General features: G+C 54.4%; 23 protein-coding genes. 11 read left to right on the top strand and 12 right to left on the bottom strand.

What is annotated here, in order from left to right; all coding sequences use genetic code 11:
* Nucleotides 1–202: 202 nt before the first annotated feature.
* Nucleotides 203–1,804 carry a BCCT family transporter gene (locus AC2FNV_RS15420; protein ID WP_170479482.1) on the top strand — a complete coding sequence of 534 codons (1,602 nt, stop codon included), beginning with the start codon at nucleotides 203–205 and terminating at the stop codon, nucleotides 1,802–1,804.
* Between the two features lie 57 nt (nucleotides 1,805–1,861).
* Here AC2FNV_RS15420 and AC2FNV_RS15425 read toward each other — a convergent pair whose 3' ends face one another.
* The 6 genes from AC2FNV_RS15425 to rbfA form a co-directional block, all read right to left on the bottom strand.
* Nucleotides 1,862–2,476: a dimethylsulfonioproprionate lyase family protein gene (locus AC2FNV_RS15425; protein ID WP_170603044.1), complete on the bottom strand. Its 615-nt coding sequence runs from the start codon at nucleotides 2,474–2,476 to the stop codon at nucleotides 1,862–1,864.
* A 275-nt stretch (nucleotides 2,477–2,751) separates the two neighbouring features.
* Nucleotides 2,752–3,021, bottom strand: a complete 270-nt coding sequence (gene rpsO / locus AC2FNV_RS15430) for a 30S ribosomal protein S15 (protein WP_170479478.1) — start codon at nucleotides 3,019–3,021, stop codon at nucleotides 2,752–2,754.
* A gap of 356 nt (nucleotides 3,022–3,377) precedes the next feature.
* Complete coding sequence (locus tag AC2FNV_RS15435) at nucleotides 3,378–3,881, bottom strand: DUF1643 domain-containing protein (RefSeq protein ID WP_170603046.1); 504 nt, start codon at nucleotides 3,879–3,881, stop codon at nucleotides 3,378–3,380.
* Nucleotides 3,882–3,903: 22 nt separating this feature from the next.
* The gene (truB, locus tag AC2FNV_RS15440; protein ID WP_170603048.1) at nucleotides 3,904–4,809 is read right to left on the bottom strand and encodes a tRNA pseudouridine(55) synthase TruB; all 906 of its coding nucleotides are present in this window, start codon (nucleotides 4,807–4,809) and stop codon (nucleotides 3,904–3,906) included.
* A 60-nt stretch (nucleotides 4,810–4,869) separates the two neighbouring features.
* Entirely contained in the window at nucleotides 4,870–5,607 is a 738-nt protein-coding gene (locus AC2FNV_RS15445; RefSeq protein WP_367648130.1) for a phosphodiester glycosidase family protein, read from the bottom strand.
* Nucleotides 5,604–5,999, bottom strand: coding sequence for a 30S ribosome-binding factor RbfA (rbfA, locus tag AC2FNV_RS15450; protein WP_170603050.1), 396 nt, complete (start codon nucleotides 5,997–5,999; stop codon nucleotides 5,604–5,606). The genes AC2FNV_RS15445 and rbfA overlap by 4 nt, the downstream gene beginning before the upstream one ends.
* 90 nt (nucleotides 6,000–6,089) lie before the next feature.
* On the opposite strand from rbfA, the gene dapB reads away from it, so the two are divergent.
* Together dapB and AC2FNV_RS15460 are read left to right on the top strand one after the other, a co-directional pair.
* On the top strand, nucleotides 6,090–6,899 hold the full coding sequence (gene dapB / locus AC2FNV_RS15455) for a 4-hydroxy-tetrahydrodipicolinate reductase (protein ID WP_170603052.1): 810 nt from the start codon (nucleotides 6,090–6,092) through the stop codon (nucleotides 6,897–6,899).
* A gap of 47 nt (nucleotides 6,900–6,946) precedes the next feature.
* Nucleotides 6,947–7,639 carry a DUF2306 domain-containing protein gene (locus AC2FNV_RS15460; protein WP_170603054.1) on the top strand — a complete coding sequence of 231 codons (693 nt, stop codon included), beginning with the start codon at nucleotides 6,947–6,949 and terminating at the stop codon, nucleotides 7,637–7,639.
* A 39-nt stretch (nucleotides 7,640–7,678) separates the two neighbouring features.
* On the opposite strand, the gene tmpB is transcribed toward AC2FNV_RS15460, so the two are convergent.
* Nucleotides 7,679–8,269 (bottom strand): (R)-1-hydroxy-2-trimethylaminoethylphosphonate oxygenase, encoded by a 591-nt coding sequence (tmpB, locus tag AC2FNV_RS15465; RefSeq protein ID WP_170603055.1) that lies wholly within the window; start codon nucleotides 8,267–8,269, stop codon nucleotides 7,679–7,681.
* Nucleotides 8,266–9,402, bottom strand: a complete 1,137-nt coding sequence (tmpA, locus tag AC2FNV_RS15470; protein ID WP_170610548.1) for a 2-trimethylaminoethylphosphonate dioxygenase — start codon at nucleotides 9,400–9,402, stop codon at nucleotides 8,266–8,268. The genes tmpB and tmpA overlap by 4 nt, the downstream gene beginning before the upstream one ends.
* A gap of 98 nt (nucleotides 9,403–9,500) precedes the next feature.
* Between tmpA and AC2FNV_RS15475 the strand changes: the two genes are divergently transcribed.
* Nucleotides 9,501–10,361: a LysR family transcriptional regulator gene (locus AC2FNV_RS15475; protein ID WP_170603059.1), complete on the top strand. Its 861-nt coding sequence runs from the start codon at nucleotides 9,501–9,503 to the stop codon at nucleotides 10,359–10,361.
* Here AC2FNV_RS15475 and AC2FNV_RS15480 read toward each other — a convergent pair whose 3' ends face one another.
* A complete protein-coding gene (locus AC2FNV_RS15480; protein ID WP_170479693.1) occupies nucleotides 10,362–10,544 on the bottom strand; it encodes a DUF1674 domain-containing protein in 183 nt (60 codons plus the stop codon). It abuts the gene before it with no gap.
* An 89-nt stretch (nucleotides 10,545–10,633) separates the two neighbouring features.
* Between AC2FNV_RS15480 and AC2FNV_RS15485 the strand changes: the two genes are divergently transcribed.
* The 7 genes from AC2FNV_RS15485 (at nucleotide 10,634) to AC2FNV_RS15515 (ending at nucleotide 19,097) form a co-directional block, all read left to right on the top strand.
* The gene (locus AC2FNV_RS15485) at nucleotides 10,634–11,893 is read left to right on the top strand and encodes an RsmB/NOP family class I SAM-dependent RNA methyltransferase (RefSeq protein ID WP_496773791.1); all 1,260 of its coding nucleotides are present in this window, start codon (nucleotides 10,634–10,636) and stop codon (nucleotides 11,891–11,893) included.
* A gap of 88 nt (nucleotides 11,894–11,981) precedes the next feature.
* Nucleotides 11,982–13,721, top strand: a complete 1,740-nt coding sequence (locus tag AC2FNV_RS15490; RefSeq protein WP_170603063.1) for a heparinase II/III family protein — start codon at nucleotides 11,982–11,984, stop codon at nucleotides 13,719–13,721.
* A 22-nt stretch (nucleotides 13,722–13,743) separates the two neighbouring features.
* Nucleotides 13,744–15,333, top strand: coding sequence for a bifunctional phosphoribosylaminoimidazolecarboxamide formyltransferase/IMP cyclohydrolase (gene purH / locus AC2FNV_RS15495; protein ID WP_170603065.1), 1,590 nt, complete (start codon nucleotides 13,744–13,746; stop codon nucleotides 15,331–15,333).
* Entirely contained in the window at nucleotides 15,333–15,809 is a 477-nt protein-coding gene (gene lspA, locus AC2FNV_RS15500; RefSeq protein ID WP_170479454.1) for a signal peptidase II, read from the top strand. The genes purH and lspA overlap by 1 nt, the downstream gene beginning before the upstream one ends.
* 50 nt (nucleotides 15,810–15,859) lie before the next feature.
* Nucleotides 15,860–16,375 (top strand): DUF3035 domain-containing protein, encoded by a 516-nt coding sequence (locus AC2FNV_RS15505; protein WP_170479452.1) that lies wholly within the window; start codon nucleotides 15,860–15,862, stop codon nucleotides 16,373–16,375.
* 80 nt (nucleotides 16,376–16,455) lie between these two features.
* Entirely contained in the window at nucleotides 16,456–17,796 is a 1,341-nt protein-coding gene (locus tag AC2FNV_RS15510; protein WP_170603067.1) for a M16 family metallopeptidase, read from the top strand.
* On the top strand, nucleotides 17,793–19,097 hold the full coding sequence (locus tag AC2FNV_RS15515) for a M16 family metallopeptidase (protein ID WP_170479448.1): 1,305 nt from the start codon (nucleotides 17,793–17,795) through the stop codon (nucleotides 19,095–19,097). The genes AC2FNV_RS15510 and AC2FNV_RS15515 overlap by 4 nt, the downstream gene beginning before the upstream one ends.
* Nucleotides 19,098–19,102: 5 nt before the next feature.
* On the opposite strand, the gene AC2FNV_RS15520 is transcribed toward AC2FNV_RS15515, so the two are convergent.
* The 3 genes from AC2FNV_RS15520 to AC2FNV_RS15530 form a co-directional block, all read right to left on the bottom strand.
* The gene (locus AC2FNV_RS15520; protein WP_170603069.1) at nucleotides 19,103–19,837 is read right to left on the bottom strand and encodes a Crp/Fnr family transcriptional regulator; all 735 of its coding nucleotides are present in this window, start codon (nucleotides 19,835–19,837) and stop codon (nucleotides 19,103–19,105) included.
* Between the two features lie 96 nt (nucleotides 19,838–19,933).
* Nucleotides 19,934–20,743 carry an SDR family oxidoreductase gene (locus AC2FNV_RS15525; protein WP_170603071.1) on the bottom strand — a complete coding sequence of 270 codons (810 nt, stop codon included), beginning with the start codon at nucleotides 20,741–20,743 and terminating at the stop codon, nucleotides 19,934–19,936.
* A 25-nt stretch (nucleotides 20,744–20,768) separates the two neighbouring features.
* On the bottom strand, nucleotides 20,769–23,102 hold the full coding sequence (locus tag AC2FNV_RS15530) for an aldehyde dehydrogenase family protein (RefSeq protein ID WP_170603073.1): 2,334 nt from the start codon (nucleotides 23,100–23,102) through the stop codon (nucleotides 20,769–20,771).

Raw genomic sequence — 23,102 nt, forward strand, 5'->3', positions numbered from 1 at the left:
TTCGACTTTATTTCCCCTCCAGTAGCGCCGCTAACATATCTAAAAATGAATGCATTTTGCGAAATTTGTTAGCCAGTGTAACATGTTGCTGTGCACCTCAGGGTCGAATTGACGGAAATGCGTCAAGTTGGAAACATTCTTAACCCGTCCTTCGGCCTCAATGCTTGGCGTTTTGTTCAATGAAACAACAAGGGACAGTCGAATGGCACAATCCAAGAAAATGCTGGATCCGGATCCAAGGATCTACGACTTTGAAACCGAATATGAACTGGGGCAGGACAACGTAAGACCTTTTGGGCTGGACATTCACAATCCAGTTTTTCTGATCTCAAGCATCCTGATTTTTGCGTTTGTTTTGATTTCTCTAGCAAATCAAGAGGCGGCGGCCGCCTTTTTCGGGTGGCTCCGACCCTGGCTGACAAGCACGTTCGACTGGTTCCTCGTCCTTTCGGTCGACATCATCACTCTTTTCTGCCTTGTTCTGATCGTCCTGCCTGTGGGTAGTGTTCGGATCGGCGGCAAAGACGCCAAACCAGACTATTCATATGCCGGATGGATAGCGATGATGTTCGCGGCGGGCATCGGGATAGGACTGCTGTTTTTTGGCGTTCTGGAACCGGTATATTACAACTTTGCCGAAGACGGCGGAGCGCGCCCGCTGGGCATTGATATCGCGGTTCCGGGCAACGAATATATCGGCGTTGTGGGCACCATTCACCATTGGGGGCTTGAGGGTTGGGCAGTCTATGCGGCTGTAGGCCTTGCGCTCGCGATATTCAGCTACAATCTTGGTCTTCCGCTGACCCTAAGGTCTGCATTCTATCCAATTCTTGGCGAACGAGTCTGGGGTTGGTGGGGTCACATAATCGATACTTTGGCGGTATTTGCCACTTTGTTTGGCCTGACGACCTCGCTTGGTCTTGGTGCACAGCAAGTTGCGGCGGGCCTTAACGAAGTCTTCGGAATCGCACCAAGTCCGACAGTCGTTGTTCTATTGATCATAGGTATCACGATGATTGCATTAGGTTCGGTTCTTATGGGCATGGATGCCGGGGTAAAGAGGCTGAGCGAGATCAACATGATCATGGCCGTTGGCCTTTTCCTGTTTGTGATCGTGGTTACCGGTATTGGCACCGCCATCTCGCGTTACTTTAGTGTCATGACAGATTATGTGCGGTTGTTGCCAGCTCTCTCGAACCCATTCGGGCGTGAAGACACCAGTTTCTTCCATGGCTGGACAACGTTCTACTGGGCCTGGTGGATTGCGTGGTCGCCTTTTGTCGGGATGTTCATCGCCCGCATTTCTAAAGGTCGCACAGTTCGTGAATTTGTGATCTGCGCCTTGTTAGCCCCAACTGCGGTTTGCGCCCTGTGGATGTCCACATTCGGCGGTGCGGCAATCGACATGCTGAATGCGGGTGGCGCCGACGGTGTCCGCGCGACGGTGATCGAAAGCTACGCGCCTGAGGGTGCGCTTTTTGGGTTCCTAAAGGAGCTGCCGTTGTACGGCATCATAGCTCCTATAGCGTTGATCCTGATCGTGGTGTTCTTTGTCACCTCATCGGACTCTGGCTCATTGGTGATTGATACGATCACGGCAGGCGGTAAGATGGATGCGCCGGTGGTACAGCGGGTATTCTGGTGTACTCTCGAAGGTCTGGTGGCCATCGCGCTGCTGCTCGGAGGCGGCCTAAGCGCGCTACAGGGTGCGGCTGTGTCAACAGGTATCCCGTTCACATTGGTCGTTCTGATCATGTGTTACTGTCTGTGGCTAGCACTGAAATCTGAACGCTCCAAGATGTAGCGTAACGTTCAAACAATCAAGAACGCCCGTCAATTGGCGGGCGTTCTTTCTTTTGACTCAAGTTTTAAGGTCTGTTTCTGGACTTTCCATGAAAGCATAAGAGTGTGTGTTTATGTCGCCGCTCCAACGCCAAAGCGCCACGAAACCTTCGGGGCCTGTCCGAAAGGCATGTGGCATGAGACTGGGATGATGTATCATATCGCCTTCCCCGCGCACTCGGATGTCATCGCCCGCAGTCCAAATCGCTCGTCCTGCTATCACGACATAAGTTTCATCCGCATCATGGCGATGGAGCGGATAATAACTGTTCGGGCGCATATAAACCAATCCCAGCCGAACGTCCGGAGCTGGAATAGGGCCATCCGGCCCAAGCAGGGTAGCAACGCTAATCATCGCAGCGACACCCACCTCTGTATTTCCTTCGACGGGGTTTGACCCCCACGGAATCAAAGTCTGAGCGCCAAGAACGGCAGCCGCCGCAAAATGCCGGCTTTCTGACAGCACAGTTCGGATACTTTCATCCATGAGACAAGGTAAAACTGGGTCATGCGTTATGGCAGCTGGCGCATCGAGAAGTCTCTGCGCAGTAAAAGAACCCATTGGATTATCCTCGGTCAAATAGACCTGAGAAATAGCCAGCAGCATCTCGTGAAATGGATTGTCTTGGTACATGGCGCACGACCCTTAATGACGTAACCATTTGACAATTCAAATTTTGAACTTCTGCAATTTTTGCGACTGGCACGGGTCGGAATCGTACAATCATAATAATCGAGGCGACACCGCAGGCACCACATTTGGGTCGGTTCCTAGAAGTGCCTGCGAGCAATCTAAAAATGGGTACAGTGCCATATAACCCCTAGGGCAAAAACAAACACGCCCACCTCAATGGCGGGCGTGAACTATGTAAAAGTTGGTTAGTAAACCAAAAATCGAGCAGTGCTCGATTAACGGCGAATACCCAGCTTTTGGATAAGGTCTTGGTAGCGCGCTTCTTCTTTGCCCTTCAGGTAGTCAAGCAACTTACGGCGCTGCGCCACCATCTTCAAAAGACCGCGACGACCGTGGTTGTCTTTCTTATGGGTCTTGAAGTGTTCGGTCAGGGTGTTGATGCGCGAGGTCAAGATAGCAACCTGAACTTCGGGTGAGCCGGTGTCGCCCTCTTTAGTTGCGAATTCTTTCATAACGCGTGCTTTTTCAGCGGCAGTGATCGACATCGGGGTCTCCTTTAATGGTTAGAGTGAATGGCGCAGGCCGGGATGTCGTCCAGCGCAGGCCCATGGAGAAAACCGCACCGATTCCGATGCGGATGGGCGCGTATAGGCGCATTTGCCTCAAATGGCAAAAGGAATCTTTGAATGGTGCCCATGGCAACCAAAACCTCTAGGTGACCTTCGTTCGCGGCGTCCCAGGCAATCAATAGTATGTCCTGTCCAACCTCAAAATCTATGATTTTGACCGAGTCGGCTTTGGGTTTTGAGGTCGAAATAAATTTCGGCGGCGCCTTCGCCTGGTATCACGAATACCGCGCCCGCTTTTACTGCCGGGCCAAACAAGCAGATCGGAAACGCATTCACCAGCGCTCGGGTTTTTGAGAGTATGCGATGTAAAGTGGATGCTTTGGGTGCCCGTCTTTGGTAAGCCCAAGATGAAACAGGGGTTGACCGGTATCGCGCAGCAGGTTTTCGACAGCATAACCGCGATTCAGATGTGAGCCGTGTGTACCCCACGCGGCGATGACCTGATCGGCCCAATCAACACCGTTCAGAATGGCCTCGTCATTCTGAGGCCCAACTGGGTCGATAGCAGCTCGCATCTTGCGTGGATCGGTATCACGCCAGGCAAAAATGTTGGTCACTTGAAAAGCACCAAATCCAAGCGCACGCGCCCTTCGTTCGCAGCGTTCTACCGTCGGGTCGTTTTGAATTTCAGTTGCGGTTGATGGGTTCAGCATTACGAATAAAGCCTTACGCCCCCGCGTGTTCCAGATGCGGGTAAGACTATAACGATATTTCTCGCAGTCCGAATAAACTGCGGTCGAGGGTGCGTCGCCCTTTGTATGGGATCGAGTGATCATGTCCTTTCGCGTAACATGGCTTTCATAAGACGAACACCCGGCTGGGATGCAATTCTCCGGATTTGTAGATGCCTACCGCGACGGCTTTGCCGTCCAATGAGGCCCAAGCCTCGTCGCCATATGCCACGTCAGATGCCATTACCATACCCGCGTTGCCATTGCGCAATCGTGCGGCACCTTCAGGTGTGCACTTAAGCTCGGGCAAATCTTTCAACCCGGTTTCCAACGGATGCAGATATTTCTCCAAAGCAGTGGTTTTGGCCAACCTGTCGATCTGCTCGACGCTCAGTCCATCCTCGGCCTCGAATGGGCCGGACCAGATTCGACGCAATTCTTTGACGTGGCCATGGCATCCAAGTGCCGCGCCAAGATCACGGGCTACTGAACGTACGTAACCGCCTTTACCGCAAGTCATCTCCAGAACCACGTGATCTGGATCAGGCCGGTCAATAAGCAACAGTTCCTCAACCCATAGCGGACGGGCCGACAGCTCCACATCCTCGCCTTCGCGGGCAAGTTTATAGGCGCGCTGACCATCGACTTTGACGGCCGAAAACTTGGGCGGCACCTGCATTATCTCACCCAAAAAGGATGTGAGCGCCTGTTTGATTTCCTTATCGGAAGGACGCGCAGAGTTTTCGGCAATAACCTCACCTTCGGCATCGTCGGTATTGGTGGCCTGCCCCAAGCGCACGGTAAAAACGTAAGCTTTCAGGGCATCGGTGATGTATGGCACGGTTTTGGTCGCTTCGCCTAAGGCAACGGCCAGAACACCTGTTGCTTCTGGGTCCAGCGTGCCTGCGTGACCGGCTTTCTTAGCATCTAAAGCCCAACGAACTTTGTTGACTACGGCGGTCGAAGTCATACCCGCAGGCTTATCAACCACCAGCCAGCCGGAAATATCGCGACCCTTGCGTTTGCGTCCCATCTTGCACCTTGAACTATTCTGAGGCGCGCGGCCTAACGAATCACAACTTGGCTGTCAAATTCAGGGTAAGTCTTCGACCACCCCAACAATTGGCCCCAACGAAAACCCAACGTCCGAGCGGTTCCCTGCACGGTCGTACATGCGTGAAATGTTACCGTCAAAGAAAAGCGCGTTAGGCGTTTCCAACACATCGCGAAATAAGCGGCCGAACTCGTGAAACGTCACATAATCGTCTGAAATGGCAAACACTGCACGAGTACCATCTGCGCTGGTACCGACGCCGTTGCGAATATATCGAGACGTTGCATCGGAAAGAAAGCGCGGATGAAGATCGCCATCAATCACCAGCATAGGGCCGGACTGACTGGCAAAACGGCACTCGGGTGCTTGATCGACGAAGTCCAGGGTTTCGAACACATCCGCGCGGCCAGGACGGATACAGAATACTCCGTTTGGCAAGAGACCGAAATTTCCTGGCCCCGCGTTTGGGATGACCCGCATAATTTCAACACCATCTTCTACGAAATGGCCAACAGGCGCGCGGTCTTCGTGATACATTCCGGCGTTCATTGCAAACGCAAGGCGTTTGCCGCTGGAACTTAACGCCTCGTTGACCGACGAAAAATGCCCAAGCGGATCGCCATCTTCGTCGTACAGAAAAAGGCGCAGGTCTTCTGATGCTGCGTCCACTTCGCAGACTGTATAACGTTTATCTTCGTGCATCAGCTTTTCACAGGTGACCGCCGCAGCTTGAGCAGCCCAGATCAGCGCAACCAAAATGACAAATAAGCGGATCACTCGTCCAGATCACGGCGCACCGCGTCCTGTTCAAACATCCGCCGGGTGTCCTCCAGCCGATCAAAAGTATCGTCAAGCCGGAAGCGCAGATCGGGGGAGAACTTCAGCCCGACCTTCTTACCGACCATGCGCCGCAACTCGCCCTTGTTGCGGGCCAGCAAGTCAATCACGTCCTCCTGCCCTTTGCCGCCTAGCGGCAACACATAAGCGGTGGCGATCTTTAAATCCGGTGACGTGCGGACCTCGCCTACGGTGATCGACATACGGTTTAGGTCGGGGTCATGGACATCGCCGCGTGAAAGTACCTCGGACAAGGTACGGCGGATCAATTCGCCGACGCGCAATTGTCTTTGGGAAGGCCCGGGGCCATCGTGAAACTTATTCTTTGCCATACCACCGATCTAAGCGCAAAGCAGGGCTTTGCCAAGCGGCCCTTAACCGGGTAGGAGGCTTTGAGCCGACTGACAGAAAGGACCAGCGCAATGACCCATATTCCCGGGATCGTTATCACAGGGGCCTCGGGCCGAATGGGGCAGATGCTGATCAAGACCGTTGCTGATAACGATCATACACGTCTTGTAGGCGCGGTAGAGCGTAAGGGACATGACTGGATCGGACAGGACGTAGGTCAGGCGATGGGCGGGCAAGCGCTTGGTGTAAAAGTGACGGATGACCCCTTGGAAGCATTTGCGCAGGCGCAGGCCATAATTGATTTCACCTCGCCCGAGGCAACGCTTGAGTTTGCAGCGCTGGCGGCGCAGGCACGCTGCGTGCATGTCATCGGAACTACCGGCATGACAGAAGAACAGATTGCTGCATTGGAACCAGCGTCGCGTCATGCCGTAATCGTACGCGCAGGTAACATGAGCCTCGGCGTGAACCTGCTGGTGCAACTGACCAAAAAGGTTGCCGCCGCGCTGGATGAAGACTTCGACATCGAAATTACCGAGGCCCACCATCACCACAAGGTCGATGCGCCATCGGGCACCGCACTGATGTTGGGAGAGGCCGCCGCCGAAGGACGTGGAGTTAAACTTGCGGATATTTCGGATCGAGGTCGCGACGGCATCACCGGTGCGCGCAAACGTGGCGACATCGGTTTCCACGCCATCCGAGGCGGAGACGTCGTAGGTGAGCACGACGTGTTGTTCGCGGCCCCCGGTGAACGCATTGTTTTGCGTCATCTGGCCTCAGACCGTGCGATTTTTGCTCGCGGTGCGCTGAAAGCCGCGCTTTGGGGGCAAGGCAGGGCACCGGGTCAATATGACATGATAGATGTATTGGGCCTCTAACGTTTCTCTGTCATGGACGAAGCGTCAATCGACGATATGATCACAACATGTGGTTATCAAAGTCAGGCATTGTTACGGTCGTAATACTTACGGTTTTTTATCTGACCTTGCTGCCTTTTCTTGCGCATGCATTTGAGTTGATCACGGTGGGTCTTTCCGCCTTTCCGTGGCGACAAACCTATCTTTTTGCCGCCGACCAATCAGTCGGCAACGCTGCGATGATGTTGCATATCACTGCTGGGTCGGTGCTGGTGGCCTTGGTGCCGTTGCAGATGGTCGGGCGCATTCGGCTGCGAAACATTTCATTTCATCGCGGTATCGGCTCGCTGCTGGTTGTCTTGGCATTGACCACCGGGCTGGCTGGAATGGTTTATATTCCTCTGCGTGGGACCATTGGCGGACCGCTTATGTCTGCGGCATTTTTCATATATGGTTTTTGCCTCTTTACCGCCGCGCTGATGCTGGCGCGGATGGTCTTTATTGGAAATAGGCAGGGGCACTGGGAGTGGGCACTTCGCCTGTTTTGGCTCGCGCTGGGTTCCTGGTTATACCGGGTGCACTACACTCTGTGGTATTTGCTGACCGGAGGTCTCTGGTCCGAGCCCGACTTTTCAGGCCCATTCGATCTTATACAGAATTTTGCCTTCTATTTGCCGTATCTGGTGGCCGTCCAGTTCTGGATCGTGGCGCACCGCGATGCCCATCAAGGAACCTTGCCGAAGCGTCTGGGAGCCTGGTAATCACTATTGGCTGGTTTTCGGTACGCTGAACGGCAACCTTTAACCCGCGCCAAGATGCCTATCTACCATCCGCTGCACCATAGGCGCGAAATGGGTGAAATCCGGAGTCTTCATGTCGGCTATCTTGCCTGCCTCATCCAGATAGCGCACCTGAATGATTTCTTTAAGATTTGGGTTGGTTTCAAATTCTGCAACTTCTTCGGCGTTCATCGGTCCACCCTGAAGGTCCAGTGTATGGACCGAGGCTGAGGACAATCGGTTAAAGTACTCAGGTTTGGTTGCACAGAGATACCTTTTGGCCGCCACGTGAAAACGGCAACAATCTGTAATGACCGATGGAAAAAACTGTTCCAGAACCTGTGCGCCCGCGTCTTCATGGTGGCGGTCCTCTTTATCGTCGGGATGATACGTTCCGAACTCGGATGTGAAATGCCCAATGTCGTGCAACAATGCGCCTACGATAATTTCTTCGGACATACCGTTTTGTTCGGCGATTGTGGCGCCCTGAAGCATGTGTTCGGCCATGGTCACTGGTTCGCCGAGATATTCCTCACCACCTCGGCGTTCGAAGATGTCTGCAATAAAAGCTACGATGTTGTCGCGGTTCAGGTTCTGGAAATCCGGCTTCATTCTGCCGCCTCAGTCCGGGTTACCTGCAATGCGGCCAAGGTCGACAGCAAACCATCCTTGTCGGCATAGCACCCCTGTAACCAGCGAGACCCAGCTCCGGAGTAACCCAGGCGCGCGTGCAGAACGCGTGTGTTGTCAACGATAAAACTTTCGCCCGGTTCCAGCTTGAATGACACTCCCATATCCGGGTCATCAATGATTTCGCCCAACTGGCGGTAGGCGGCATAGTAACCCTCCATCTTCTCAAATGGAATGTCGATCAAAGGTGCGGCGGACCTATTGTTAAACCGGATAGCTATAAGTTCACCATCTGGTGCAAGTTCGATCATAGGGCGGCGCGACTGCAAGCAGACACCGTCGGATCCTTTGTATTCAAACCTTGCGGGATGGCTCGAAAGCAGGTTGAACCCTTCTGGGTTTTCATCGCGCAGGCGCTGGGCCGCACGAAATCCGTCTACAACGATCGAGTCGCCACCTTCGGCGCTGTTTTCAAGGCAATAAAGTATCTGTAAGGTAGGTACGGGATCGCGATAAGGGTTATCGGTATGCGCCTGCAGTCCCAAGCCAGTATAGGCGAGGTTGGTAGGATTTACTTCGGTCCGAACTTCGAAATAGGGACCGTAATTAGTTTCACGCACGTACCCGAACAAGTCAGCGACTTTCAGCAAAGACTCGGGTTCAATCGGGCCGTTTGTCAGCTTTGCAAATCCAAACTCGGCAATTGCGGCCAGCCAGTCGCACTTGACGGTAGGATCGGTGTGAATTTCGATCCAATCGGCACTTGGCGCTTTGATCCCTCGTTGCCATGTCGTTATGCCGGGGGCGACCCTGCCGACGGTATTAGGTCGATGGCAGTCATAGACATGATTTTTCAACCAACCACTGGGGAAGGTAACAGTTTTGTCTTCGGGCTGAAACGTGACCAATAAATTGCCGTTTTCAATATTAGCGTCTGCCACGCGTAAATTGGACGGTATATCTCCGATAGTGATCAGTCGCTGGCCATTGCCGGGCGCCCGGGTTTCCGGATCCAGCGCGTTGTCGCGCAGCCAAATGCCGTGAAAACGGGCTTGTTGCCCCTCAGAAAATTCAACGATTACAACGGAGCCATCATGAGTGGCATGGCGCAGCATCGGTATCTCCAGTTCAGTGCAAACTTTGGTTGAGGAAATAACCGGGTTATGACATTACGACAATTAATCCTTATTGGCATAAAGGCCAAGAAAAATTGATGGCTAAGAATAAGGTTGGCTTGCCGCCTCTGGATTGGTTGCGGGTATTCGAGGCGGCAGGGAGATTGGGTGGCTTTTCCGCCGCAGCGCGGGAATTCGGGCTAACGCAGGCCGCTGTTAGTCAGCGAATTGGCAATCTCGAGGCATGGTTAGGTCGCACCCTGTTTGTGCGTGAAGCCCGCGGCGTATCTTTGACTGTCGAAGGCGAAAGCTATTTGCCCTTGGTGCAAGACAGCCTTCAGGCGTTGGAACGAAACACCGAAGACCTGTTCGGAAAGTCGCCTCGCGAACTTAGGGTGGCTGGGTTGTCATCGCACATTTATGCGCTGGTTATACCGCGTCTTCCCAGCTTTCTTGAGTTGCGGCCCAAAGTCCGAGTAATGACGGACACGGTTGCCCGCCGTTCGTCATTGGAAGAAGAAAAAACCTGGTTACAGATCCGATATGGCCGTGGGGCTTGGGCGGGGCGCGGGGCGGTATTAATCGCACCTGAAGTTCTTACCCCAATGGCGGCTAATGGCGTTAATTGGGGCGCGCCGCTGGTCGAACAGCGCGGAGAGCGTCCGGGATGGCGCGATTGGGCTAAAGTTTCAGAGATGCAGGAGTTGCCTCAGGCCCATATCAGTTTCGATTCGATGGGCCATGCGATTGCTGCGGCACGTCAAGGGATGGGCGTTGTGCTGGGATCGGTGCCACTTGCTTCTGGCCACCTGAAGTCAGGTCAATTGCGAAAGTTAAACATGCCTGAATTGGAAACACGTGACGGTTACTGGCTGACCTGGCCAGAGGATAGAGCGAGATCCAAAAGGCAACGATCATTGATCGAGGATTTTCTGGAGGTACTACGTGCCCCTCATTGATCAGAAATCGATGGCAATGCCTTTCTTCTCCCAATCACCAAATCGGGCTGGGTCCGGCCCCTTGCGACCGCCCAATTCCTTCGGCTGAGGTTTTGCCTTTGTGTCAGCCTCGCGGCGGCGTTCTTCGGCCTCGGCCAAGGCGCGTTGGGCAGCAGGTGGAAGGTCTTTGTTGTTGTTACTCATACCATCGGGTTCCTTTTCAGGCATGGGCTTGATATACGCCCTCGTCCGCAGATGGCAATACGGGCAAAGGTTACACGAAAGGCAAGTCAATGTCCGACAGCGCAACTGCCGCGCGACGCAGCGCAATCTATTTGCTGGATCAAATATTGGGCGAAGGTCGGTTGCTTTCGGAATGTCTGAATGCGGGAATTCTTGACAAGTTAGGCCCGGAGGATCGCGCCCGTGCCCAACGGCTGGTGCTTGAAACATTGCGTGGCTTGGAGCGCGCGGATCGGTTGTTGGCCAATCACCTAAAACGTACGCCCGCGTTAACCGTACATAACGCGCTGCGCGTAGGTACAGTGGAGCTGTGCCAAGGTGAGGCGGCCCACGGTGTTGTGAATTCGATGGTTGAAATCGTTGGACGCTCACGCAAACACGGACGGCTAAAAGGGTTGGTAAACGCTGTCTTGCGCAAGGTGGCGGCTGAGGGGCCGGAGGCTTGGCCGCGCATGCGGGTTCCGCGGTTGCCTGATTGGTTGCGCCAGCCTCTTGTCATGGCATGGGGCAGGGGCGCTGTGAATGCCATGGAACAGGCGCATTTTACCGGTGCTCCCCTTGATGTGACAGTAAAACCGGGCGGGCAAAGCCCCGGCGGTGAGACGATACCGACTGGGACAGTCAGGTTACAGAATGCAGGGCAGGTTTCCGCGTTGCCAGGATTCAAGGGCGGGGATTGGTGGGTGCAAGACGCCGCTGCTGCAGTTCCAGTTCGCGTCCTGGCGCCCAAGGCCAATGAAGTGATTTTGGATCTTTGTGCCGCGCCGGGCGGAAAGACACTCCAATTGGCGGCGGCCGGCGCCGATGTCACGGCGTTGGATGTCTCAGAAATTCGGCTTGAGCGGGTTAGGCAGAACCTTGTTCGTACAGGCCTTTCTGCCAATGTGATTACTGGCGACGCGCTTGATCATCATGGGCAATATGACGCGATTCTGCTGGATGCGCCTTGTTCAGCTACAGGTACGATCCGACGTCACCCTGATTTGCCCTATGCCAAGGACGGGTCCGAGTTCGATGCCTTGTTCGATCTGCAGACTCGAATGCTGGATCACGCGTGGACCTTACTTAAACCAGGTGGTCGTTTGGTATATTGCACCTGCTCATTGTTGCCGGATGAGGGCGAAGTACAGATTGAAGAAGCTTTGGAACGGCACGCTGATATGCAGGTGGATTCTGATGCGTTGAATGTGCCTGGTGTAGACCCCAAATGGATCACTGCCGAAGGTGGCCTTCGATTGCGTCCGGATTACTGGACTGACTTGGGTGGCATGGATGGGTTCTACATCGCATGCCTCAACAAATCCGTCTGAGTGCACTCTTTTCGATGACTTCACGTCCAGACCCGTCTATCGTTGGTTCAGACGCCATCAGAGCGTCAGGGGCAGAGTAACGAGCGGCATGTCAAAGTCGGACACCATGGCAAACCGATGGACGCGGTTTCAGAACCGTCTTTACGCACGGCTGAGCCAGAGGCGTAGAGCTGTTTCCGGGTTTGTTGGGCAACCAGAACCTCGTACCGTCGGGTCCTTTGCGCGTGGTCGACAACTTATTGCCGGAAACCTTCTTTTCGCCGGCTATCTGGTCGAGGCCGAAGATACAGATTTGTGGAACGTCCCCGCACCTAGCGCGGCGTTTGATGACGAACGGCATGGTTTTTCCTGGTTGGATGATTTGGCTGCCGTTGGCGATATGCGAGCCCGGGACAAGGCGCAGCGTTGGGTTTGGGGGTGGATCGAATCACATGGAAACGGCCATGGTTACGGTTGGGCGCCAGACCTGACCGGGCGGCGCGTGCTTCGCTGGATTTACCACGGTATGTTCCTTTTGCGTGGCATGGACGAGGCGCAAAGTAAGTTATTTTTCCGCTCGCTGACGCAACAGACATGGTTTTTGTCAAAGCGTTGGTCTGCAGCAACGCCGGGCCTGCCTAGATTTGAGGCCCTGGCCGGTCTGGTTCAGGCCGGTCTCGCTTTGGATGGACTGGAACAAATTGCCGATCCCGCTTTGCGCGCCCTTGCACGTGAATGTGACAGGCAAGTAGATGCTCAAGGCGGAATCGCCACCCGCAACCCGGAGGAGCTGTTGGAGGTTTTCACGTTATTGTCGTGGACATCCGCAGCACTTAGCGAAGTTGGCCGGGGCACTCCGGCCGCTCAGACGGATGCAATAAAGCGTATCGCTCCAACCTTGCGTAACCTGCGTCACGCGGATGGCGGTTTGGCGCGTTTTCACGGAGGTGGACGCGGGATAGACGGGCGACTAGATCAGGCGCTGGCTCAAAGTGGCGTGAAGCCTAAACCGAGTTCCGGTCTGTCCATGGGGTTCGCCCGAATGAACGCTGCCAGAACCACGGTTATCGTTGATGCAAGCACGCCGCCTACTGGTGCCGCATCGTACAATGCCCATGCGTCGACACTTGCTTTTGAGCTGACGTCGGGCCGTCGGCCTTTGATTGTGAATTGCGGATCCGGCAGTAGTTTCGGCCCGGAATGGAGGCGCGCCGGTCGGGCAACGCCATCGCATTCGACGCTAAGCTTGGATGGGTATTCTAGTGCCCGGCTAGCCGCACCAGCCCGCGGAACTATGAATGAAGCCCTAATTGATGGCCCTCGTAGCGTGCCAATTGATACTGAAGATGCGTTTGAAGGCTATCGGTTTATGGTGGGACATGATGGCTATGCTAAAGTGTTCGGACTGACCCATGCGCGCACTTTTGAGCTGCGATTTGACGGCCGGGAACTAACAGGTGAGGATATTCTGCTAACCGCAACGGACAAGGCAAAACGCCAGTTCGATAAGGCCTTGGATGCGTCCGGCCTGAAGGGAATTACTTTCGACATAAGATTTCACCTTCATCCTGATGTTGATGCTGCGCTGGATCTGGGGGGCGCGGCGGTGTCTATGGCGCTCAAAAGTGGAGAGATTTGGGTTTTTCGTCATGACCGCATAGGGAAATTGTCTGTTGAACCAAGCGTTTATCTTGAAAAAGGTCGTTTAAAGCCCCGCGCGACAAAACAGATCGTTCTATCCGGCCGCGCAATGGAGTATGCGACGCGCATCCGGTGGACGCTGAGCAAGGCCCAGGATACAGCCTATGCCGTACGCGACCTGCACCGGGACGAGCCCGAGTTTGACTGACGCCAAAAGGACCTTTGGACCCATGACCGATCTTCACCCCGTGCGCCGCGCGTTGCTTTCCGTTTCCGATAAAACCGGGCTGATCGAGCTGGGCAAGGCGCTGGCTGAACGTGGGGTAGAATTGCTATCGACCGGCGGCACGGCCAATGCGCTGCGTGAAGCTGGACTTGCGGTGAAAGACGTAAGCGAGATAACAGGCTTCCCCGAGATGATGGATGGCCGGGTCAAAACTCTGCATCCTATGGTTCATGGCGGACTTTTGGCACTTCGCGACAATGAGACTCATGTCGCAGCCATGGAAGAACACAGCATCGGCGCAATCGATCTGCTAGTCGTGAACCTCTATCCGTTCGAGGAAACGGTGGCAAAAGGTGCGGACTACGACGAGTGCATCGAGAATATCGATATCGGAGGTCCTGCGATGATCCGTGCCGCGTCCAAAAACCATGCATTTGTCAATGTTGTGGTGGACGTTGAAGATTATTCGTCGCTGCTCGATCAATTAGAAGAAAACTACGGAAAAACGTCGCTGGGTTTCCGCCAATGGTTGGCCCAGAAAGCATATGCTCGCACTGCAGCGTATGACACAGCAGTTTCAAACTGGATGGCCGACGCCTTGCAGCTGGATGCGCCCAATCGCCGTGCTTTTGTTGGCAAGTTGAAACAAACCTTGCGCTATGGCGAAAACAGTCACCAACAGGCGGCCTTTTACACGGATGGTACCAACCGCCCCGGAGTAGCCACTGCTGTTCAGCATCAGGGAAAAGAGCTGAGCTATAACAATATAAATGATACAGATTCCGCTTTTGAGTTGGTGGCAGAATTCGACCCGGCTGAAGAGGCAGCCTGTGCGATTATCAAACATGCCAATCCGTGTGGCGTGGCCAAAGGCGCCACCTTGTTAGAGGCTTACAAAGCAGCCTTCGACTGCGACCGGACCTCGGCCTTTGGCGGGATCGTGGCACTGAACCAACCGCTCGACGCCGAAACCGCACAGGAAATCACCGGGATTTTCACCGAAGTCGTGATCGCCCCCGGTGCTTCGGATGAAGCCAAAGCGATCTTTGCGGCCAAGAAGAACCTGCGTCTGTTGACGACCGAAGGCCTTCCGGACGTGACCGCAGCCGCAAAAACCGTGCGTCAGGTCGCAGGTGGTTTGCTGGTCCAAGACAAGGATAACGGTTTTGTCGGCATGGACGACCTCAGGGTCGTTACCAAGAATGAGCCGACCGAAGAGCAAATGCGAGACCTGCTGTTTGCATGGAAAGTTGCTAAACACGTCAAGTCCAACGCAATCGTTTATGTCAAAGATGGCGCAACCGTCGGCGTGGGCGCTGGCCAGATGAGTCGAGTCGACTCGGCCCTTATAGCTGCTAAAAAGGCTGAGCGCATGGCAGATACCTTGGGTCTGTCGCAACCGTTGACCATCGGCTCGGCTGTGGCATCTGACGCATTCTTCCCCTTCCCCGACGGTCTAATGGAAGCCGCTCAAGCAGGTGCAACTTGCGTTATCCAGCCAGGCGGTTCGATGCGCGATGACGAAGTGATTGCGGCGGCAGACGAGGCTGGGCTTGCAATGGTTTTTACTGGCATGCGGCATTTCCGGCACTGATGCGGTATAGAGTTCTTATCTGGGCTGGTCTGGCCACATTTCTGATCGATCAGATCAGCAAGTATGTGGTTGTTCACATGATGCGCGTGGCCGATCAGCCCGGTGGTATAGATGTGCTGCCGCCGCTGCTAGTGTTTCGATACGGAGAGAATCGAGGCATCAATTTCGGCCTGTTTCAGGGAAACAGCGAAGCGGCGCGTTGGGCACTGATTGGTGTTTCATTAGCCATTTGTATTGGTGTTTTTGTGTGGCTTCGCCGCTCGTCGCCCTCAAGCCTCATGTTGCTTTGTGGCGGCATCTTGATTGGTGGAGCATTGGGAAATGTCCTCGACCGTATGATCTACGGCTATGTACTGGACTTTCTGAACATGTCCTGCTGCGGAATTGATAACCCTTTTGTTTTCAATCTGGCCGATGTGTTCGTTTTTGCAGGCGCTTTGGGACTTGTCCTGTTTGACGCGAAAAAGCCCTCGTGACCTGTTCGATATTATGCGATAAAAGCTCCTGAAACTTGCTGGAGAAACGAATGCGGACGCCGCACGCCATTATTGTTTTGACGCTCGCTGCTGCGGTGGCGGCGTGCTCCAAATCTGGCTTGCGGGACCTGCAACCACCGGGTCCGGGTCCTGATGAGTTTTCTGTGCTGCCGGTCAAGCCGTTGACCCAACCTCAGGATTACGCTTTTCTTCCTGCCCCTACCCCTGGCGGCGCAAATTTGACTGATCCGACGCCAAAGGCCGATGCCGTTGTTGCATTGGGTGGTAGCGAGTCGGCACTGAACCCGAATGCGGCGATACCGGCAGGGGACGCCGCACTGGTAACGGCGTCAAGCAGATATGGCGTTCCGGCAAACACAAGACAGCTGGTTAGGCAGGAAGATGACGAATTCCGCAAGCGCCGTGGACGCTGGACGGGACTGCGGCTGTTCCCGGTCGATCGCTACGCGCAAGTTTACGAACGGCAAGCGATCGATCCCCATGCACAGACCCGAGCGGCAAGGCAACGCGGTATTGAGACGCCTTCGTCCCCACCGGATGAATAATTCTTAACTTTTCGTCATCACCCTTGAACCTGGACCGCACCACCGTAGTTTGTGACCTGAAACGAAACGGAGGATGCCCCATGCTAAGGGCCCTTGCATTGTCAGCGGCCCTGATGGTCGCAACCCCTCTGGCAGCCGGCGAAGGACATGAGGCGGTCACGACATTCACGTTGGATAACGGCATGGATATAGTTGTGATAGAAGACCACCGCGCCCCTGTCGTACAGCATATGGTCTGGTATCGTGCCGGTTCCGCGGACGAACCTGTTGGCTCTTCTGGCGTAGCGCATTTTCTTGAACATCTTTTGTTCAAAGCCACGGATGACTTGGCGGCGGGTGAGTTCTCGGCAACTGTCGCGGCCAATGGCGGTAATGACAACGCATTTACCTCCTACGACTACACTGCGTATTTCCAGCGTGTTGCATCGGACAGGCTCGAACTGATGATGCAGATGGAAGCGGATCGGATGCGCAACATCCAACTGACAGAAAATGACATCGCCACAGAACGGGATGTCATTCTTGAAGAGCGTAACCAAAGGACGGAAAATAACCCACGCGCCTTGTTTGGCGAGCAGATGAGCGCGGCGCAGTACCTCAACCATCGCTACGGTGTGCCGATCATCGGCTGGCGACATGAGATGGAGACGCTGGACATGGATGATGCATTGTCGTTTTACGAAACACATTATGCACCCAACAATGCCATTTTGGTTGTTACCGGCGATGTCGAGCCAGAAGAGGTAAAGGCGCTCGCAGAAAAACACTATGGTTTGATACCAGCTAATCCGAACCTGCCAGAGCGCATTCGTTCGCAAGAGCCGCCGCAAACAGCCGAGCGTCGTCTGACGTACAAGGATCCCAGGGTTGCACAACCCTATGTACAGCGCAGTTATCTGGCCCCCGAACGCAATCCGGGTGAGCAGGAAGAAGCGGCTGCATTGTTCCTGCTGGCTGAGCTATTGGGTGGCAGCACTACATCTTTCCTGAACGAAAAGTTGCAGTTCGAGCAGCAGATGGTGGTTTACGCAGGCGCTTTTTATCGAGGCGTTTCTCTGGATAATACGACGTTCGACCTGATCGTTGTTCCTGCCGAAGGGGTCTCTTTGCAGGAGGCCGAAGACGCGATGGATCAAGTCGTCGCAGATTTCATTACCGAAGGTGTGAACCCAGTTGACTTAGAGCGGATCAAGATGCAGCTGCGGGCCGCACAAACCTACGCGCGCGATAACGTAGACGGGATTGGCAATCGGTACGGGCGTGCGCTTACTAGCGGGTTGACGGTCGAAGATGTGCAAGCATGGCCCGATATTCTGCAGGCAGTAACAGGCGAGGAAATCATCGCCGCTGCACGCGATGTGCTGCAACGTGAATCTTCGGTAACCGGATGGCTGATGCGCGATGATGAGGTGACGCAATGAAACGCTTAATAGCGGTTTTGGTCTCATGCCTGATTGCCCTGCCTGCGTTAGCAGAGATCGAAATAAAAGAAGTCACTTCGCCAAGTGGGATCAAGGCTTGGTTGGTCGAGGATCATTCAATACCTTTCACGGCGCTCGAATTGCGGTTTCGTGGCGGAACATCGCTGGATGAACCGGATAAGCGTGGAGCTGTGTATCTGATGAGCGGTTTGATCGAGGAAGGTGCTGGCGACATGGACGCGCGAACATACGCGCGCGAGCTTGAATCTCTGGCCGCTTCGTTTCAGTACAATGCCACGGACGACACTGTGTCTATCTCAGCTCAGTTTCTGACTGAGAACCGAGATGAGGTAATTGATCTGTTGCATACAACGATTCACGAGCCGCGTTTCGATCCCGATGCTGTGGAGCGGGTTCGCGCCCAGGTTTTGTCGGGGCTGAAATCCGACCAGACTGATCCTAACGACATTGCCGGTCTCAACTTTGCGAAGATGGCATATGGTGATCACCCATACGGCACTGAAGGCAAAGGATCGATCGAGAGCGTGTCGGTCCTGACACGAGAAGATGTGATCGCAGCCTACGAAGGCGTTTTTGCAAGGGATCGTCTGTACGTCGGAGCTGTTGGAGACATCACTGCCGAAGAACTAGGTGCCTTATTGGACAATTTGCTGGCTGACCTGCCCGCTGAAGGGAAGCCGATCCCTGCAAAAGCCGAAGTGACAATCGCTGGCGGCGTCAGCGTGGTGGACTTTGACACGCCACAATCCGTGGCTCTATTTGGCCAAAAAGGTATCGACCGCGATGATCCGGATTTCTTTCCAGCCTTTATACTGAATCACATTTTGGGCGGTGGCGGGTTCGAAAGCCGTCTGATGCAAGAAGTACGCGAAAAACGTGGGCTGACCTATGGAATTGCGACTTATCTGGTGCCCAAGGACTTAGCGTCAGTTTATTTGGGTTCGGTCTCATCAGCGAATGATCGCATAGCAGAGGCAGTTGATGTGATCCGTGCTGAGTGGGCTAGAGCAGCGGCCGAAGGTGTCACCCAGAAAGAGCTGGAAGATGCCAAGACGTATCTGACTGGTGCCTATCCGCTTCGGTTTGACGGTAATGGCCAGATTGCGGGGATTATGGTTGGCATGCAAATGGAAGATTTGCCGATCGATTATATATCCACCCGCAACGACAAAGTTAACGCAGTGACGCTTGAAGATGTGAACCGCGTTGCATCTGAGTTGCTCGACCCTGATGGTTTGCATTTCACTATTGTGGGTAAACCCGAAGGTCTAGATGGTTAAATCGGTCAGGCCGCGGCGGCGGCCCGGTTTTGCGCTGCTACCGTGTGTACGTTGCTGTTGAGCAGTTTTTGCCGCGCGTGCCGGAAATGTGCCGCCTTCAAGGCTGCGTCTAGTTGACTGTTTCGCCGCAGCAATCGGATCAGGCGGGGACCGTCAAAAACCAGACAAGTGGTCGGCTGGGTAGCAAGAACCGTTGCTGTAGCCGGAAGTCCAAGACCAAACGTTAATTCCCCCAAAATTTCGTCAGCACTGCATACGTTTATGACTTTGCCGCCTTTTAGAATAGTAGTTCGGCCGCTGAGTAAAAAACCCAAGAAATCCGAAGTGTGCCCTTCTTCGATCAGGACGTCGCCGGGTTCGAATTTCATTACTTTGGAAGTGTTCAGAAGGCGTCGTGCCTGATGGGGTTTGATGGTATCCAGGTATTGCGAGATAAACCGCTTTTCCGGTTCGGAAAACCTGACAAAGTGATATGCGATAAATCCGCGGAGCAGTCCCATTACTGAAATCGCGATATAAGTGATTTGAATAATAACGCCGGCCAGATTGAAATCTTCGGACATGCTAACCAACACACAACCCGCCGCGACGATAACCATCAAGGGATAGGCAATTCCGGTGCCCCTGATAACGCCAATCTGCAGCAGAAAGTAATTCAAGATATACAGCCCAGCGCCGAATACGCCAATTGCGGTAATCAGCTGCATCAACGCGGGGAATTCTAAGGGAAAACTCAGCATGTTGTTTCCAGCCTGCCTCACATCAATTGAGTGACAAGTTGAACGCAGCATGTGGTCATGTATATGAACAAGTTCACATGTTATCGGTGATTTTGACTAGGCTTTAACCTGCGCCCGCAGCATATCACCCATCATTTGACCAAACTTGCCAGACCCGCGCTGATACAATGCTCCGTCAACTGCAAGAACCGTGCCGCTTACATAGCTGGCCATATCCGAGCTGAGAAACAGGCATGCGTCTGCTACGTCTTTGGTCGTCCCCCAACGACCCAACGGCACATCTTTGCGCAGTTGTTCTCCGGCTTGCGGCGTGGGTGCCAAACGTCTGGCGCCCTCGGTGTCTTCGATAAATCCGGGCACAACCGAGTTCACGCGGATACCTTCCATGCCCCATTCCATCGATAGAGTGCGCGTGATCTGGTCCACACCGGCTTTGGCTGCACAGACATGAGCCTGACCCTCATATGGTAAATAGGATTGCGGGGCTGAAATGTTGATGATGCTTGCACCGGGGCGTTTCAAATAGGGATAAGCACCTTTCATCACATGGATCGTTCCCATCAAGTCGATGTCAATCACAGCCTTGAACGCATTGACCGACATTTCCGCCGCCAATGCAGGAAAATTGCCGGCCGCACCCGAGACGAGTACATCAAATTCTCCGAAATCTTGGTGAAACCGCTTTAGGGCGCTGGCAACTGCCTCGTGGTCGCGGACGTCAAAAACCTCACCGATCGCCTCTTCAGCGCCTGCAACCCTTAGGGCTGCAACAGTGTCATCGACTTTTTCCTGCGATCTGCTTGCCACCGCGACCTTGGCTCCAGCGGCGGCAAACGCCTCCGCTATACCTCGATTGATACCGCTGGTACCGCCAACGACGACAACTGATTTTCCTGCAAAGTTCATATAGGCCTCCCGGAATGCGAGAACCCTACTCTCCGTAGGGCACCCAGACGTTCTTGATTTCAGTTGCAGCCTGCAAGAACCGGCGGGATTGGTCCACGCTCCAGTCAAATGTCGTCGCGTTGTTGACCCAGGTCCGTTTCAAGTTTCCGGCCGAAACGACTTCGATCTCTTTCGACAAGTCTGATGACGAGAAACTCCAGACGGCGTCAACATTCAGATGCGAGGCCAGCGGCATTGCCAATTCGGTATGGCTCCCGGTTAGGATGTTGACGACGCCTGCGGGAACATCTGAAGTCTCTAAAATTTGGTAGAAGTCGGTCGCAGCCAGTGGGTAAGGTTCAGAGGCAACCAGAACAATCCGGTTGCCCATCGCAATCGCCGGTGCCATGGCTGAAACCAACCCCAAAAGAGGTGTCTCGTCGGCGCAAAGTGTGCCAATTACGCCCACAGGTTCTTTCATGGCAATGGCCACACCACGGATCGGGACGCCATGCACCTGACCGTCATACTTGTCCGCCCAAGCAGCGGCCGTGAACAAGCGCTGAATCGAGGCCTCAACCTCTTTTGCACCGTCTTTTTTGCCGGTCATTGAATCGATGCGGGCAGCGAATTCATCAGCGCGGGCCGAGAGGTTTTCGCCGATATAATACAAGATTTGCGCGCGCAGGTGGCCAGTGGTTTTCGACCAGCCTTTGGCACCTGACGCGGCCTCGACCGCGTTGCGCACGTCTTTGCGGTTGGCAAGGCCCACGTGGCCCAGCAAGCCGGACTTGCCCCAGACCGGTTTAGAGTAGCCGCCATCTGGCCGAGCTTGCTTACCGCCGACATACATTTTTGCGGTGCGGTCAATTGGGTCAACAGGAGCGCCTTCGCCAAGAATGGCTTCGATTTTTGTCAATGGTTTAGCCTTGCCCTTCGGCTTCGTGTAGGCCGTCAAGCCTTCCCAGCCTCCCTCACGACCAAACCCACTTTCACGAACCCCACCAAACCCGGCCGCTGCATCAAACAGGTTCGTCGCGTTTACCCAGACCACACCAGCAACAAGCTTGGGGGCGATATCCAAGGCGAGGTTCACGTTCTCGGTCCAAACTGTTGCAGCCAGCCCATAACGGGTGTTGTTGGCCAATTCTACGGCCTCAGCCGGGGTACGGAAAGTTGATGAAACCAGCACCGGTCCAAATATTTCCTCTTGCATCAACGGGTCCGAGGTCTCCAGCCCCGAGATCAGCGTTGGCGGGTAGTAGCAACCATTCTCGGGCAGCTCGCAAGCCGCATGATGAACGTGACCGGCCGTGTTGCGATCCACCATGGCTTTGATGGTTTGTAACTGCACCGGGTCCACGACCGCGCCGACGTCGATGCATTTGTCCAGCGGGTTGCCGACACGCAGTTTATCCATGCGGGCGCGCAGTTTCTCGTGGAAGCGGTCTGAAATGCCTTCTTGCACCAATAGACGAGAACCCGCACAGCAGACCTGACCCTGATTGAACCAGATCGCATCGACCAATCCTTCGATGGCTGAGTCGAGATCGGCGTCGTCGAAGACGATGTAGGCGGACTTGCCACCCAACTCTAATGTTAGCTCTTTGCCCGAACCTGCGGTCGCTTCACGTATACGCCGTCCAACAACCGTCGAGCCAGTAAAGGCGATTTTGTCTACGTCCGAGGCGACGATCATCTCACCCACCGCGCCGTCGCCGGTCACAATGTTCACAACGCCCTTCGGGAGGCCGGCCTGTGTGCAGATATCCGCAAACAATAGTGCGGTCAGCGAGGTATACTCGGCTGGTTTCAGAACCACCGTGTTCCCCATTGCAATCGCCGGAGCAACTTTCCAGGCGAGCATCAGCAAAGGGAAGTTCCAAGGGATGATCTGACCGCAAACTCCCAGCGCCCTTGCCTCAGGCAACTCGCTCTCCATGAGCTGTGCCATACCTGCGTGGTAATAGAAATGGCGTTGCACCAACGGTATATCGATGTCTCGGGATTCACGGATGGGTTTGCCGTTATCCATACTCTCAAGTACAGAAAACAGACGTGAGTGTTTCTGCAATAGACGGGCGATGGCATAGAGATAACGTGCTCGGCCCGCGCCGCCTAGCTTCTCCCATTTTGGTTGAGCTTTGCGGGCGGCAGCAACTGCCGCGTTCACGTCCGTCTGTTTCGCCTGTGTCAACTTGGCAAGCACTTCTCCGGTCGCAGGGTTGCGGCTTTCAAATCCATTACCGGGTTTAGTAAACGCGCCATCAATATAGTGACCAAACTTGCCACCTTGATCGACTAACCAAGCAAGCGCCTCAGCAGCGCTTTCAGGGGCAGGGCCGTAGTCCATCGTTTCGAAGATTTCTTTGACTGTCAT

This window comes from Ruegeria sp. BHSA163 (assembly GCF_059613365.1).

Excerpts from the sequence above, each read along its gene's own strand:
- AC2FNV_RS15485 (WP_496773791.1), top strand. The coding sequence starts at position 10,634 with ATGTCCGACAGCGCAACTGCCGCGCGACGCAGCGCAATCTATTTGCTG.
- AC2FNV_RS15505 (WP_170479452.1), top strand. The coding sequence starts at position 15,860 with ATGCGGACGCCGCACGCCATTATTGTTTTGACGCTCGCTGCTGCGGTG.
- AC2FNV_RS15435 (WP_170603046.1), bottom strand. The coding sequence starts at position 3,881 with ATGATCACTCGATCCCATACAAAGGGCGACGCACCCTCGACCGCAGTT.
- AC2FNV_RS15515 (WP_170479448.1), top strand. The coding sequence starts at position 17,793 with ATGAAACGCTTAATAGCGGTTTTGGTCTCATGCCTGATTGCCCTGCCT.
- AC2FNV_RS15520 (WP_170603069.1), bottom strand. The coding sequence starts at position 19,837 with ATGCTGAGTTTTCCCTTAGAATTCCCCGCGTTGATGCAGCTGATTACC.
- rpsO (WP_170479478.1), bottom strand. The coding sequence starts at position 3,021 with ATGTCGATCACTGCCGCTGAAAAAGCACGCGTTATGAAAGAATTCGCA.
- tmpB (WP_170603055.1), bottom strand. The coding sequence starts at position 8,269 with ATGAAGCCGGATTTCCAGAACCTGAACCGCGACAACATCGTAGCTTTT.
- AC2FNV_RS15420 (WP_170479482.1), top strand. The coding sequence starts at position 203 with ATGGCACAATCCAAGAAAATGCTGGATCCGGATCCAAGGATCTACGAC.
- AC2FNV_RS15475 (WP_170603059.1), top strand. The coding sequence starts at position 9,501 with ATGGCTAAGAATAAGGTTGGCTTGCCGCCTCTGGATTGGTTGCGGGTA.
- tmpA (WP_170610548.1), bottom strand. The coding sequence starts at position 9,402 with ATGCTGCGCCATGCCACTCATGATGGCTCCGTTGTAATCGTTGAATTT.
- AC2FNV_RS15490 (WP_170603063.1), top strand. The coding sequence starts at position 11,982 with ATGTCAAAGTCGGACACCATGGCAAACCGATGGACGCGGTTTCAGAAC.
- AC2FNV_RS15530 (WP_170603073.1), bottom strand. The coding sequence starts at position 23,102 with ATGACAGTCAAAGAAATCTTCGAAACGATGGACTACGGCCCTGCCCCT.
- AC2FNV_RS15425 (WP_170603044.1), bottom strand. The coding sequence starts at position 2,476 with ATGTACCAAGACAATCCATTTCACGAGATGCTGCTGGCTATTTCTCAG.
- lspA (WP_170479454.1), top strand. The coding sequence starts at position 15,333 with ATGCGGTATAGAGTTCTTATCTGGGCTGGTCTGGCCACATTTCTGATC.
- AC2FNV_RS15480 (WP_170479693.1), bottom strand. The coding sequence starts at position 10,544 with ATGAGTAACAACAACAAAGACCTTCCACCTGCTGCCCAACGCGCCTTG.
- AC2FNV_RS15525 (WP_170603071.1), bottom strand. The coding sequence starts at position 20,743 with ATGAACTTTGCAGGAAAATCAGTTGTCGTCGTTGGCGGTACCAGCGGT.
- dapB (WP_170603052.1), top strand. The coding sequence starts at position 6,090 with ATGACCCATATTCCCGGGATCGTTATCACAGGGGCCTCGGGCCGAATG.
- rbfA (WP_170603050.1), bottom strand. The coding sequence starts at position 5,999 with ATGGCAAAGAATAAGTTTCACGATGGCCCCGGGCCTTCCCAAAGACAA.
- purH (WP_170603065.1), top strand. The coding sequence starts at position 13,744 with ATGACCGATCTTCACCCCGTGCGCCGCGCGTTGCTTTCCGTTTCCGAT.
- AC2FNV_RS15510 (WP_170603067.1), top strand. The coding sequence starts at position 16,456 with ATGCTAAGGGCCCTTGCATTGTCAGCGGCCCTGATGGTCGCAACCCCT.
- AC2FNV_RS15460 (WP_170603054.1), top strand. The coding sequence starts at position 6,947 with ATGTGGTTATCAAAGTCAGGCATTGTTACGGTCGTAATACTTACGGTT.
- truB (WP_170603048.1), bottom strand. The coding sequence starts at position 4,809 with ATGGGACGCAAACGCAAGGGTCGCGATATTTCCGGCTGGCTGGTGGTT.